The 14,362-nt window shown below is 58.9% G+C and carries 6 protein-coding genes and 4 pseudogenes; 7 read left to right on the plus strand and 3 right to left on the minus strand.

Annotated features, from left to right (window positions below; genetic code table 11):
- Positions 1-510: 510 nt before the first annotated feature.
- The 3 genes and pseudogenes from I6F12_RS11055 to I6F12_RS11065 form a co-directional block, all read left to right on the plus strand.
- Positions 511-678, plus strand: a pseudogene (locus I6F12_RS11055) (helix-turn-helix domain-containing protein); the annotation flags it as partial.
- 73 nt (positions 679-751) lie between these two features.
- On the plus strand, positions 752-2,041 hold the full coding sequence (locus I6F12_RS11060) for a type II toxin-antitoxin system HipA family toxin (RefSeq protein ID WP_225156232.1): 1,290 nt from the start codon (positions 752-754) through the stop codon (positions 2,039-2,041).
- 45 nt (positions 2,042-2,086) lie between these two features.
- A pseudogene (locus tag I6F12_RS11065) lies at positions 2,087-3,307 on the plus strand (IS701 family transposase).
- 207 nt (positions 3,308-3,514) lie between these two features.
- Here I6F12_RS11065 and I6F12_RS11070 read toward each other — a convergent pair.
- Positions 3,515-5,707 (minus strand): hypothetical protein, encoded by a 2,193-nt coding sequence (locus I6F12_RS11070; protein WP_225156233.1) that lies wholly within the window; start codon positions 5,705-5,707, stop codon positions 3,515-3,517.
- Positions 5,708-6,686: 979 nt separating this feature from the next.
- Positions 6,687-7,721: pseudogene (locus tag I6F12_RS11075) on the minus strand (GSU2403 family nucleotidyltransferase fold protein); the annotation flags it as partial.
- 410 nt (positions 7,722-8,131) lie between these two features.
- Here I6F12_RS11075 and I6F12_RS11080 point away from each other — a divergent pair.
- Positions 8,132-8,740: a Wadjet anti-phage system protein JetA family protein gene (locus I6F12_RS11080; RefSeq protein WP_346656315.1), complete on the plus strand. Its 609-nt coding sequence runs from the start codon at positions 8,132-8,134 to the stop codon at positions 8,738-8,740.
- Here the strand turns inward: I6F12_RS11080 and I6F12_RS11085 are convergent.
- Positions 8,737-9,120: an isocitrate lyase/phosphoenolpyruvate mutase family protein gene (locus I6F12_RS11085; RefSeq protein WP_225156235.1), complete on the minus strand. Its 384-nt coding sequence runs from the start codon at positions 9,118-9,120 to the stop codon at positions 8,737-8,739. The genes I6F12_RS11080 and I6F12_RS11085 overlap by 4 nt on opposite strands.
- A 681-nt stretch (positions 9,121-9,801) precedes the next feature.
- Here I6F12_RS11085 and I6F12_RS11090 point away from each other — a divergent pair.
- The 3 genes and pseudogenes from I6F12_RS11090 to I6F12_RS11100 all read left to right on the plus strand — a co-directional run.
- Positions 9,802-9,996 (plus strand): annotated as a pseudogene (locus tag I6F12_RS11090) (helix-turn-helix transcriptional regulator); the annotation flags it as partial.
- A gap of 759 nt (positions 9,997-10,755) precedes the next feature.
- Positions 10,756-10,962: a cold-shock protein gene (locus tag I6F12_RS11095; protein WP_338129115.1), complete on the plus strand. Its 207-nt coding sequence runs from the start codon at positions 10,756-10,758 to the stop codon at positions 10,960-10,962.
- A gap of 876 nt (positions 10,963-11,838) precedes the next feature.
- Positions 11,839-12,114, plus strand: a complete 276-nt coding sequence (locus tag I6F12_RS11100) for a hypothetical protein (protein ID WP_225156236.1) — start codon at positions 11,839-11,841, stop codon at positions 12,112-12,114.
- The last annotated feature ends 2,248 nt before the right edge of the window (positions 12,115-14,362 follow it).

Here is a 14,362-nt window from a genome sequence, read left to right on the forward strand (position 1 = left end):
TTGCACAATATTGTCTGCCAACTGCACGAGCGGGCGGTATGACCCCGACACATTTATCGCGATCGTCAAAACGTCTATTAGGACGCTACCTCATTCGCCGAACGTGAGGAGGTCGCCACATCGAGTGGACGCCAAGGACCATGTTTCGCTCGAGGGGATGAGCGGGGATTCCCTCGGGTCGTCATCGATTTCCAAAGAACCGAGTTGGTATTGGCAGCAGAATTCCCGATCGGTAACTTTCTGGGTCGCCCCACCCCGGCTTTGGGTTAAAGTTCCCGTTCAGTAACTTTTTGCTCTCAGATTGGAACCAAGCTAAAAATTCCCGCTCGGTAACTTTCCGCTGGACATCCGCCGTTTCAGCTCATAAAGTTCCCGTTCGGTAACTTTACCACGAGAGGAGCTATGAGCACGCCTCCAAAGGGCACTCCCCCATCAGGCGGAAACGACGCTCCTGGCGAGACCGGTGTCGCGCGCCAAGCCGCCGAGTTCGCTGCAGCATTCGGTCGCCTCATCCAGGCAGAACGCAAACGCCAGGGCCTCCGGCAGGACGAGCTGGCCATGGTGAGCGGGACAGGAAAGCGCTTCATCGTTGACCTCGAGGCCGGAAAAAGCACCTGTCAGCTCGGGCGCAGCCTGCACGTGGCAAACGTGCTCGGGCTGCGCATCCAGGATGTTCTCAAGGATGCCCAAGCCCGCCGCGCGAACACTTCCGAGACACCGGACATTCCCGACAGCGACGAGGAGGAGCCTCATGGACCGTCTTCCGGTCTACTTTGAGACGCGAGAGGTCGGCTGGATCACGACCGCCGACGAAGCGTCAGGCTTCACCTATGCCGAATCCTGGCGCGGGCTGACCGGCGCCTTCCCTGTGTCGCTCACCATGCCGCTCTCGCGGGCCTCGCACGATGCCTCGGCAATTCTGCCATGGGCGGCAAATCTGCTGCCGGAGAACGCAACTCTCGGGATCGTAGGTCATATGCTCGGCAAATCGCCGGCCGATGTCATCGGTCTTCTTGCCGAGATGGGCCGCGACACCGCCGGCGCGCTCTCCGTCGGACAGCCTGGCACCGGGCTGATCGCCGGAAAATGGCGAGAGATCCCCGACAAGGCCGCGCTCGAGCGCATCCTCAATGAGCTACCCCACAAGCCCTTCCTCGTCGGCGAAGATGGCGTGTCGATGTCGCTTGCCGGTGTGCAGACGAAGCTCGCCGTCGCTCTGGATGGCGACACCCTGTACATACCGATCGACGGTGCGCCATCGACCCACATCATCAAGCCCGATGGCGAGCGCTTACCTGGCGCCGTCCAGAACGAGGCATTCTGCCTGACGCTCGCGCGCATGATCGGAATCCCGACGCCGAAGGTGACGACCGGGACGGCAGGCGAACGTAGCTACCTTCTGGTTGAGCGCTATGACCGCCGTCATGACGGCAAGAGGTGGCGGCGGCTGCATCAGGAGGACTTCTGCCAAGCCCTGGGCCGACCGCCAGCTGCCAAGTACCAGAACAACGTTACAGGCCTAAAAGGACCATCATTGGCCGACATGGTCGGCGTGACCCAGCGCCACATGGCAGCACAGGAGACCGCCCGCTTCGTCGACCTTGCCATCTTCAATCCAATGGTGTGGAATACGGATTCCCATGCCAAGAATTACTCGCTGATGCTATCGGCGCGCGGCGCCGCCATGGCGCCAGGCTACGACATCGTCTGTGCGGCGCCATATCCGAAGATCACACGCAACATGGCGCAGAAGATCGGCGGGCAGAAGCAGGCTGATCAGCTTGGACGCAACCACTGGGAGCGCTTCGCCATCGACTGCAAGCTCTCTCCAACACAGACGATCCGTCGCGTCTCCGAGATTGCTCAGGCCGTGACGCACTATGCTATGGTGGCCAAGGCCGAGGTCGAAGCCATGCCTGCCCGCGGCGATCCCGTCCTGGACACGGTCGTCGAGGCGGTGATTTCGCGCGCACGCGGCTACCTAGAGCGCCTGAAGCAAGCGGAGCCAGCGCCGAAAGGCGCAGCAGCCCTATCGCCCTAGCATTACAGTTGCTATTTTCGGTGAGTTCTGAATCCATGGGTGACCATGATTCGGGATCTGATGATTGGTGGTGCGTCGGTTGAAGATACGCTGACGCTGTGGGCTTCCTCGTTGCGAGATGCCAAGCAACGCATCCGTCCGCTGTTTACGCAGGAGCGGGTGGCGGCCTCGGCGTGGCGGTTTCTCGACCGACTGTTGGGTAACGAGCCGCGCAAGACGGGTTGGATGCGGGCTGAAGCGGTCGGCGATCCAGGCCCGTGGCGCCAGCAGGCGATCCTGGGTCGGGGGCAGTTGGATGCCGACGCGCTGCGCGACATTGTGCGTGAGTACGCGCTGGAACGCTTGCCGATGAGGACGCGGTTCTGGTTTTCGATGAGACCGGGTTTTTAAAACAGGGCAAGGCATGGCGCGGCGTCGCACGCCAGTACACTGGCTCGGCGGGCAAGATCACCAATTGCCGGATCGGAGTGTTCGCCTCCTATGTGTCGCGGCATGGCCATGCCTTCATCGATCGCACGCTCTACCTGCCGAAGGAATCGACGGACGCCCCCGCTCGCCTGAAGGCACCGCATGTACCGAGCGATGTGGGCTTTGCGACCAAGCCCAAGATCGCGCGTCAAATGATCGCTCGTGCGATCGCCGCAAAGGCGCCGTTCTCGTTCGTGGCGGCGGACAGCGTGTATGGCACGGGCGAGATCGAAACCCTGCTGCGCGAGACGGGCAAAGGCTATGTTCTGGGTGTTGCTCCCAATCACGTGTTCCGTTCCTGGAGCAAGCCGCAGCCTGTCGCCGGCACCGCCTCCGCGATCGCGCAGAGCCTTCCCAAGAAGGCCTGGCGCCGCCTGTCGTCCGGCGGAGGGACTAAAGGTCCGCGCTGGCACGACTGGGCCTATCTCGAGTTGGGCCGATCTCGACGTCAGTGAATACAACGACGACCTTGCCGGGGAATGGAAGCGGGGTCTTCTGATCCGCCGCAACATCGCCGACGGCAGCTTGGCCTTCTTCTCCAGTTGGTGCGCCAAGGGCACGTCCATGCAGAAGCTGGTGTCGGTAGAAGGCCAACGCTGGCCCATCGAGGACAGCTTCGAAACCGCCAAGAACGAGCTCGGCCTTGATCACAACGAAAGCCGCTCCTGGCATGGATGGCATCGCCATGTCTCACTCGTCATGCTGGCCTTCGCCATGATGGCCGTCATCCGTCATCGGGCCAATGCTGAGCCAGCGTCAAAAAAAACGCGACGCCGGCGCACCAAACATCGTTCCTGATCCGCTGGTCGATCCAGGAATCCGTCGCATCGCTATCAAGCTCGCTCAACGGGGCATCTCGATCGACCGTGTTCTCGCATGGTCGCTCTGGCGGCGAGCTCACCAGGCCGACGCTTGCCGCGCTCACCTCAGACGAAAAATGAACCTGTAATGCTAACTTAGATGCGCCCAGAGCCTCTCATCGTGAAAAGCCTAATCAGTCTCAAATTATCCGACGTCAGACAGGTTGCCAACTCCGTTGTTCAACAAGGACCTGCAGAATGCAGGCGTGAGCTTGCCGCGGTGGATCACGACGTTTTCGTGCCCCATCGCGGCTCGCGCGCTCTGCCAGTGCCGATTGTAGCCGCGCTGTTCATTGGATTTCACATGGCAAGCGGCGAAGTCGGCGTCAGCCGCCGTCGCCAACTGCCACGCATGTACCGGCCGCTTCGTATGGATGTGCACCCACATCGGATTCGCCGCCGCACCGTTGCGCAGTGCCTTGGGCCGCAGCTTAATCTCAAACAGCGTCCCCGGATCGCCGCTCAACGCGCGCGGTGGATCCGGAGGCTCCAACTCCCCGGCCGCCCGCAACCCTTCAAGGTATTTCTGCGAGGGAAAGCCGTAGCTCTTCATGCAATCGATCATGATCGCGGCTCTTTGCCTCTTCAATGAGTTTGCCTGTCCCTGCACCTCGGAATACATCGCCTTGAGCCGGACTATCTTGTCGTGCACTTCGGGCACTTGCGCGGGCGTGAGTAAGCCACTTCGACGAGGCTCCTCCAACGCGGCTACACAGGCTTCGATCTCGGCGGCCTGTCTGTGGAGGCGCTCGACGACGATATTTAGGACGTGGTCGGCGTCCTCGGGTTTCATCTGACGCGCTTGCGAGACGGCGCTTTGCTGCGCGGGCAGATCGAACTGCAAAAGTTCGTCCAATCGCTTGAGCAGTCCCGTCAGCGCTTCTCTGGAGGGCGGAGCCTGCCACATCGTCAGGTTTCCGCTCGCCGACGATGACGCCCGCGCGCGGGCCTCCTCCGCGCTCGTGAGTTTCTTTGTACCCAAATCCGAGAGTACGATAACCTTGCGTGTTGAGCCCGTGCCAGCGTCGGACCCGGCGAGCTGCGGCTCAGCGCCCCCAGCTGTCGAACTCCCCTCGCCTGCGGCCGCTGCGCGCCTGCCTTTGCCCTTCCTGCGCGCTGCAGTGCCTTCGCCCACCCCGGCCGTATGTTCCGGCAGCACAGCCCAAGCCGGCGGTTCAATCGTGGCTGGCGTCTTTGGCTGAAGTGCCAGCAGCCGCATGACTTCGTCCGCTGTAAGCCACGCACCTTCCACTATCTGATCCAGCAATTCTAACGGAAGATCGGCTCCCGCTCCGGCGTCCGTCAGGCTGGCAACCATGCCGCTCACTCCTGACGCAAATTCCGAAAGCCGCTCCATGACTCCTTCCAGAACGTCGCGGTGCTCAGCGTCAAGCGGCGCTCCGTTGCGGTTCATCACGGCCTCGGCCGTCGAGGCGAATGCCGGAACAACATCATCGATGAAGGTCCCGAGCAGACGCACCCGCCCGTCTGCATCGATAAGGGCGTCTCGCACGGCTGGTCCCAACCTGCTCGCTAGGGAGAGCTGCGCGAGAGTGATCTGCGATTCCAGATACTTGTACTTCGTATTGAGTGCATAGCCGGTATGCAGTCGTAGCGCGGCCTCTTCGGACTTCCGCAACTCGGGCGTGCTGCTTGGTAGGTCGGCAGTAGCCGCGCAGACGGACTGCATCCGCTCCGAGCGCAATGCCCTCTTTCTCCACCACTCCATGCAGTGCTCATAGTAGGGCTCCACGCCTGAAAGCACGCGGTTCAGCTGGTCAGGCGAAGCGGTGCGGATGATCCTGCCGAGCAGGAGTGCTGCTTTGTGTCTGCTCTTCTCCAGGTCATCGAAAATCGCAGCAGCCACGGCGTTACCTTCGTCGGCCGCGCCCAGCGTCTCATCGCGGAGCTGGCGAGCCCGATCGTCGGGCAGAATGCGCACCGCCAAACCTCGGGGCAGAGCAGCGTAGTAGTCCAGAACTGCTAAGCCTGCCTTGACGACTTGATCGATCAGCTCTTGCCTCTCGGACAAGGTCCGGCCGCGCGTGGCTGCCCTACGACAAGTATTAAGGTCCTCAAGCAGGCTGCCCAACGTTCGCTTTGCTGCCTTAACCTCATCTCGTGTTGGCGCCACGACATCCGAAGTTGGTTGCCGGTTCACGAGCGGCGCGGTTCTATCTTGAGGCCCGGAGCGCATCCGCTCCACGACGGCCTCGAAAGATTGACTGCGTTCCCCAGGGACGAGGCCGAACTCCAGGCTCGAACTGCTCGATACCCCAGTGCTGTCGGCTCCTGCAGCTCCAACGTACGATTTGCCAGCTCGGCCGATGCCCGTCATATTTTATCTCCGGTAGAAGAGTAGCCTTCCTGGCTAGACCGCTTCGCTGACGAGTAGCTGACCAAGAGCGTTTTTCCCGATGCACAAGCCCATGTCGCCTCAGGTCCACTTCCATCGGAGCTGCTGTGCTGCTGAAGACAGCGGATGCCGGGATAAACGCCTCAGCTGCGGGATCATCACCTGCAGTACATGACCGCAGCCTGAAGCGCGAAATTTTCGCGAGCGCGCTGGGGGCAGCACACCGCCACTCGACAGCCTTGCATTGGGAGTTCATTTTCCTCTGGAAATTGCCCGCGATCGGCGCAGCAATAGGCGCGCGGACGTTTCGGGCGAAAATCCGTACGCGGGACATCGCGCATAATCTAGCGTCCTAAACCAGAAGCTCATGGCCTTTTAGGCCTTGGCTGACACAGAAGCGTTCGATGGAGCTGATAATGTCGTCAGCTGATTTGGTCCATCGGAATGGGCTGGGTCGGCGTTGTGCTGTTCGATGAAGGACGTGATCTCAGTACGTAGCTCCGCCACGCTGCGGTAGATGCCGCGCCTGATTTTGCGCTCGGTGATGAGGGCAACGAAACCTTCGACCTGATTGAGCCAGGATGAGCTGGTTGGCGTCAGATGGACGTGCCAGCGCGGTCTTTTGGCCAGCCAGTTACGGATCAGCGGCGTCTTATGGGTTGCCTAATTGTCCTTGAGACGTCGCGAACCTTGGCGACGAAGTCAGGATGGTTTGAAAGCTTGTAGGTCTCGAACCGATGTGGCTGCAGGCCGAAGGTGCGCCATATCCGCTGTACCGTCGAGACCAACAGTCCACTGGCCATCGCCATGCTGCGCGAGCTCCAGTGAGTTTGTTGGGCGGTTTCGTCTCAAGGGTGCGGACGATTACTGCCTCGATCCGGGCATCTTCGATCGTGCGCGGCGTCGCTGGTCGATCCAGGAGACCCGTCGCATCGCTATCAAGCTCGCTCAACGGCGCATCTCAATCGACCGTGTTCTCGCATGGTCGCTCTGGCGGCGAGCTCACCAGGCCGCTGACACGCGGCGCGCTCACCTCAAACGAAAAATGCAACTGTAATGCTAGGAACAGACGCATGTGACGACAAACCCGAGCCGCCTCACCGCCGGAAAACGTGGCTGCACATCTGCGCTCAAGGCTTCCGGGGCCGTCGCCGATGATGGGCGAGAGAGCCTCGTCGACATGTCGAATTGGCATCACGGCGTTGGCGACGCCGTCGGATTCGCAATTGAAACGCGCGCCAGAAGACCTTCCTTGCCTCCCGTAAGCCCGTACTCCTCTGCCGGGCTTGCCGTCGAGTTTAGCCGCTTCGGCTACGCCCTTCGCGAGCATCTCGAAAGTGTCGTCCGAAAGACGCAGGGCGCCAACACCAAGCCGTCGTCGCCATCTGGCTCCGCGTTCCCACGCTTCCATCCACGCAAAGCCTAGGTCGCTACTACGTTTGACGGCATTGAATGCTTGAATGAGCGCGCCAGCCTGGTTGATGTCCTTTTTGGCCTTATCCGCAAAGAACACATTCCGTTTGGTCGCGATGATCAGTTTGTGGACGGCGTAGCGCTCCGGGGCCGGTACAAGGACTGGCACGCCGGCGTCATGCAAGACAACAGAGCGGATGGGCTCATGGATCAGGTAGTCTAGGAACCGCAAAACCTGCGCCCCTACAGACTGCCACAATGAAGGCATCTGCGTCAGCCTGGAGGAGTAGTCCTCGTCGCCACGGTTTGGTGTAAGGAATTCGACCTTGAAGCCGGTGGCATTGGCAAAACCGCTGAACAGCTTGGTTTCATCGGGCGAGAATGAGGGCGCACATGTCGGATCCACCTTTTTCAGGATCTCTTCGATGTCGGGCATGCTTTCATCGATCCAGATCGAGATGCCGTAGAATTTCGCGATGTCCATATCCTCGGTCGTCACGAGCTCGTCGGGCAGCTTGAGGCCGACTACGCCGCTGTATGTCCGATAGGCCATCGAACCGACGAGCGTGGCGCGAAGCCGAAAAGTCCCGCGCGCGCGAGTTCGTTGACGACGAGACCTTCCATTTGGGGAGGGGCAGGGTAGCCGGCCCGCCTCAACTTCGCTGCTAGCTCGCGTCGCGCGCTATAGCCAATCATGGTGCGCTGGAAAGCTTCCGCGTGTTTGGCAATCTCGGGATCATCGATCGGACCGACATATTTGAGGGTCGTCTTCGCCGGTCCCTCGCCACCGAGGGCGCGTAGGTCTTCTAGTAACAGTATTCGCGGTTGGCTCGCTCCTTTTTTGAGAAAGGTCCGGTTTTCCGGAGCGGCTCGCCAGCCTCAATAAGAATCTCTCGCAGCGATTCGGCGGCTTGATCGTGCAAATCCGCCTCAACGGAGGCCGTTGAAAAACTGAGGCCCGAGATCATCGACCGCAAGCAGCGCGAAGCCGCAATCGCCGTCCGCGAGGCGCGCAATCAGGCCGACCAGTTCACTAAGAGCTTGCGGACCATTCTGGCCGATCTGAAGCGCGTCCACCGTCATGGAGTCGAAAACAGTCGCTACCCGGCTGGAAGCCTTTTTCGAGGAGTTCGTCGACTCCTGCTGAAGGAGTTCGAGTCCATCCTCACCGGTAACCATCCGTGCCGCTTCCGCAGCGCTATCGTCGATCGCGCGCGGAGGATCTCCTACACCCCGGAAACCATGCAGGTCCTCGCCGAGGAGTACACAGCTTCCAGCATGGCAGCCGACCTCGAGGACGGTCGAATGGCCGCTGCCGACGACCTGCTGGCCATCGAGAGCATCTTCGATCAGATCGGGGAGATGTTCGACAGGATCGAGGCCTTCCGCAGGCAGCTCGAAGCCCGGGTCCGCAACACCATTAATTACGCCGACCGGGGCGGGCAGGGACTCGTCTGCCGGGCGGCGGACCTGGTGCGACGCCTGGATGCCCTACTGCGGGACGGCAGGCACCACAAGGCGACAATCGAATGGAGCATAACTTCGTTCAATCCGTGCCCGGCAAACAGCGCCGCGATCCTGGCCACGAGAACAAGATTCTAGGCGACTGCATCCTTTACAGCCTGCAGACGACCACAGAATTCATCAATATCGGCGAGGGGAGGCCGCTCACCAATGAGCGAGTTCAGCTTCGGGAAGCAGCTGTCCTCAAGCGAGACGCGCGCCGCGCCAGCCTGACGAAGTTTGCGTGCGAGGAGGCGAGCATTGTCGAAATTGCCGAAGCTGCCATCCCCGTCGACGAGCACAGCTAGCTCTGTCGAGTCCACCATGCATTCGACGCTCTGGACGAGCTGGCTCCATGAAGCTTCATTGGCATCACCATAGCTCAGCGAGCTGGCAATCGACAGACCAGACGCCCAGAGCCCCTTAAATCCTGAGCGCTGGGCGATTGTGTCGGAAAAGCCATCATGGGCTTCGATCAAAACGAGAGCTCATCATTCGAGCAGACCTGGGCACTAAGCATTTCGACAGGCGAGGGCCGCACGCGTTATTGACCTGCGGTGGACCGAACGGCTCGTGCTTGATGCTGCATGTCTAAATCCTGTAAGCCGACCTAGATTGCCACCAACGTCGCTGCTCATTTTTTTTCGGCGTGATGCCGCTCAATGACCAGCATTGGTAGTTTATTGGGACCGCAAAGGCTTGCATGATCGCCATAGGATTGGAGCCGAACGCAGAGCTTTCGCTATGGGTTGATTGGCCTCGCGCCTAAGGCTGGAAAGAAGGGCTTCGGATGCAAAATGAATGACCTGGGTTCGCGAGCCCGTGCTACGTCCCGAGAGAGAATTCCCACACTCTTTCGGGGGAGGAGTGCTTAGGGAAAGGGTGATATCCGGCTCACATAGATTTAGAGCTCACATAGATTTAGACGCAAATATCGACAGTCACGGTTGTCGTAATGCCGCCGTCGGATTGGCGACAATGTCGAAAGCCCGTCGATAGGGCTACAGCAGGATGGCAGCCTCGTGCGAATGGAACGGCAATCGCCGAAGAACTTGTCCTGATCCGCCGATACTTTGCGGGCGCCACTGAGTGGTATGGCATTTGCTGATGCCATTCCTGTTCTCTCGAATCCAGGAGAAAAATCATTGGCGGATGTGCAAGAGGTTGTGCTGTCGGAACGAGAAAAACAGTGCTTGCGATGGATCGAGCAGGGGAAGTCATCCTGGGAGATCGGAGTCATCCTGAACGTGAGCGAGAACACCGTCAACTTTCATGTCAAGAATGCGATGCGAAAGTTGGAAACCACCAGCCGGACGCAGTGCGTCGTCAAGGCGCGGCGTTTGGGTCTTCTTTAAGCCGCGGTTTCGGTGGCGCTGTGGCGAAATACAAGCAGACAGCGATGATAGAGGTGCTGATACTATGAACAGTGCGTGCTTCCATGTCATCGCTGATTGTTACGGTGAGGCGCAACGCGGACAAGGTAATCAAGCTAACGGCGCACGCGCATCACACTCTTGAAACTGGGCGGTCGGTGGGGTCCCAATGTCCGTCCTCCGTTTGCCAGCCTAGCGGCGTATACGTGTCGCAAGCTAAAGTGTGGTGGATCATAGCGGCTGGCGTGCTGAAACTGTGATCACCCAAACGCGGCTCGGACGGCGCGGGCCGGACCTTAAGTCGGCAATGATGGTAGGCAGACGCATTTCCAAAACACGTTGCTGGTAGACGTTGCACGAACTATGACTCTGCGCGCTTAACCAGTTCGGGTGATTCTCACGAAACGTTGCTGGCTTAGTGACCGATACTTCGCGGACCATCAATGCAGACGTCGTGTTTTTTGATTATTGGGGCGTGTTCGATGCGTGCAACTCTCTTGTGAACCGTTCGCCGCGGCAACTGAAGCGAAGGTCAAATCGTCATCCGGATCCACAGGCATCGAAGCGAAGTGCGGTCGCGTCAGGGGCTTTCTATCGTTTGCATATTGGGCGACAGCTAGGCGATCCGACAGAAAGATGAGACGAGACCTTCGCATCCATGCCGCGATGTTTTTTGCGGCTGCTCTTGATGGCCGGAAGACTCTTCGCTAGATCACAACGGTTCACTATGGAGGTGCCGACGTGGCAATGGGTATTGTGAAGTGGTTCAATCCGACCAAGGGTTATGGATTCATCAGGCCCGAGGATGGAAGCCCCGATGTCTTCGTGCACGTCAGTGCCGTGGAAAAGGCCGGTTACACCACTCTCGAAGAGGGGGCCCGCGTAAGTTATCAGCCCAAGGCCGGGCGTACGGGCAAGATCTCAGCTGAAGATCTCCGGGTTGGCTGATCCGAAAGCCGGATGGCGTCTTGGACGAGAGCGGGGTCTCTGTCTCGGGTTGATGAGGATAGTTGTCAGGTAATGGTGAGGTCTTGTTGACGTGACCAGCTCCCCTTCTCAGCTGAAGCAACATAGCCGAGGCGTGCGCCGTCCAGGCATTTTGGATTGCGACACCGGTGAAGCGCTGTTGGCGCAGAGCCGTCAGTCCCGCGACAAATAGTTCTCGGTGCGGGCTGGTAGTGATTGTGGTTCGAGTGCGGTAAATGCTTCATCACGAGAGCCGAGCTAGAAAGGCGCGTCAGCATAGCGCCGGCGCAGAGTCTGGCGCGTCTGCTCTGCCTGAACTGCCTGCTGAAGATGGTCCGGAACTTATTGCCTGGCATGCGCCGCCTGAGGCACGAACTCGTCCTGGACCTCCATCAAAGCCGTCGGGCTCGACGCGGAGGATTGTCCACGCTCTGCTCCTTCTGTCAAGGACAGCACCGCTACACCGGAGACTTTGCGAGAAGCTGACGGGCTTTGCCGCTGTACAAAATAAGACGATGCGCCAGTTGCCGCATTCGGTCTTGCCGGTCACGGGCTACCATAATCCTAAACGTAATTGTTCAGGACAACTGCCCGCCAGCTTACCAATCTTTTGTGAAGCCACTCCACCATTCCACAGAGCGCCCGTAAACCCCGTTCCGTGCAGTGGTTTACGCGAACTCGACCCACATATACTTCGGCATGGTTGTCCGCCTCAATCCACGTGAGAGGCATGCCAGATCGTGCCAATTCTGGGACTCACAGATCTCACCGTTGAGTCACTGAAGCCCGGTCTGTATATGGACCGGAAGATGCCGGCCTTTGCCTTGCGTGTTCGCAAGAGTCGAAAGACCTGGGTCGTTGTCAAACAACCGCACCAATATTCGGCTGGGTGACTATCCTGACTTGAAATTTGCTGAAGCGCGCCGCCGCGGCTTTGCCGCTCTCGGTACTCCCGTTGGGGAAAATGAAACGTCAATGACCTGGGTCAAAAACATGCTGCTTGATTTGAAGAAGCCGATCGATAACGCAAGCGCCAAGGAGGGCGGAGAGACATCGAAAATGATGGGGGCTAAGGCGCCCATTAACTCATTTTCGTGCTTTGCGTTACGACACGGATTTGCGCCTGCAGCATAACCGTACCATACGCTACCTTGCGAGTAATCAGCGGAATTCGGTTTATGCGCGCCGCGAATCGTCGCTCCTCTTGAGGCAGTCACTCTGCAACCCTAAGGTTTATTAGGGGTATAAAATTCCACTGCTGAGCAACTGACCCTTTGAATTGGTAGAGCCAAGTAGGATTGCCATCTTTCGTGAGGCGGCTTTTGTTGTCGATGCACAGCTTAGCGTCGGCGATACTCAGAATAGCAATTCTCATCGCTGCTTGGGATCGGCAGGGTTGTAGACTGCAAGCGTCAGCGCTACTTCCGGAGCGATGCGATCGCCTTCCTGTGCGATTGCGAGCTTACCTGCGCTTGAGTTCAACGTTGATGCGCGAATGTCGGGTTGCAAACATTTTGCGTCCTGATGGACATGGAGACAGAACAAAATAGGACACACTTCATAAGTATACACAGCCAAGCGAGGTACAGCAGCCTTTCGGAAGAAAGGCACGTTGCTTGCTTGGGTGCGGTGAGCGTCGCCGGTCTTGCAGGGGCTGTGATGCTGGGGCGGGCCTGATATTGTTCAAGACCATTTCGGGTCCGCTCCGTTACTGCTCGCGAGGCAACATGGAGCAACGTATTCGGGCGGCTTCAGCGGCTATCGCATTCGCTCATGCGCTCGGTCGCGAAGTCCTCTGCGTGTACGAACATGAAGGCCGCAGGTACAACAGAATCAGAGTCCGCGTAACCGGGAGCATAACAAACGGTTACGACTTCGAAAGTGAATGCCACATCGCCGGTGCGCTACCGAGCATATATCACTTCGCTGCGGAGTCGCATTGGCTACTGAGGCCCAAGTGCCCAGGAGTCTACAGCGGTCTTGATTATTGCACCTCAACCTCCTTCTCCGTGAGAGCGACAGATGGTGTCCAGATAGTCGATTGGCGGAGGAATTCCTTCACATACAACGTCTGGTGGGTGGTCCGCGCAATAGAAGGAAGCCGACGATGGAGATTGTGCTAGCAATTGGCGCTGTACTCGTTTTCACCGCAATCACGGTCGCTTGCCTGTGGGCGCTTGGAGCCTGGCGTGGCTGAGTATCTTGGTGAATGAGCCCGATGGAGAAAGAACCATGCCGCTCCTTCTCGTTGAATTTCTGTGCGGTCCGGATTGGGCTGACGGACCCCCAAGCGGTCGTGCTGTTGTGGGTGTTGATTGTGTGCGAATGCCGCCGGAACAAACGGGTGCGGACTGCTCGAAAGCTATACGGCTGCGTGGCCTAACTCGCGGCCCGCTCTCAGGGCCGCGCGTTTTGAGCGGATCACTCTGCAAGCTTAAGGTTTAGCTAATTCGGAGAGTAGGGCAGGTCAGCGGTTGGCGTGACAGCACCGAAACGCCCATCTTGAAGGCCATGATCTCACCGGCGCTTCCTTTGTAGAAAACAAGGCAGTCACCATAGCTCAATACGTGCGCTAGATTGCGTCTATTCAGGGGAAGCGGCGCGCCGCTGACTTGAATACGCCGATGGCTGTCTTCGCGATGCTTTGTGATGCGCGTGATCTGGCGAGGTGCCATCTGGCTGACTCCGGTTAACTTCTAAACTCATACAGTTCGTCAGAAAGACGCGACACTCCCAGCTTAAGTAGGCCATTTCCCAATGGACCGCGAACGCGTGCGTTATTCTCGCTTGCTGATCGTCCATGGAAGAACGGCAGGCAGCCACGACGGGCGGTCTCGCCCCAGTGATCATCGTGCGATTGCTCTCTCGTCGGTTTTCCTCGGCTGCTGATCCCACCAACTCTCCCGCTCGTTTTTATCCATTCGAGCTAAGCCGCGGATAAAGGATTATAGGTTCCGCTACCGGGTTCGCTGTCGGCTACAATTGCCTCCCTCAGTTCTTCGTCAGTGAAGAACTCGGGGACAAAAAATCGCGATCTGTTCTTTGACGGACGGTTTGGCGTGCGCGACTTATTCCGCGAGGCATGGATCTTCGGACGGCGGTCTCGGTCCCGCAATGAGCAGCTCCACCGTGCTCGCGAGTATCAATTGCGGGAGATTTCGGAGGTCTTGAGCCTCTCATCGGGCAAGCAAGCGAGAACGCGCGATGAAGAGTGAAACCGAAACGCTGTTGACATTCGAATATTGTCCGGGCTCCAGATCGGCTTGAGCTTGGCGTATTCGGACGCGAGTGCTTGACTCACTGTAGGCTCGACCGTTCAATCTCCCACGCCATCCAAGATGCCATGCTGACTGAGGGTGAGACAGTCCGTTCCGAGCGGCGC

This window comes from Bradyrhizobium sp. IC4059, from assembly GCF_020193615.1.
GTDB classification, from domain to species: Bacteria; Pseudomonadota; Alphaproteobacteria; order Rhizobiales; family Xanthobacteraceae; genus Bradyrhizobium; species Bradyrhizobium yuanmingense.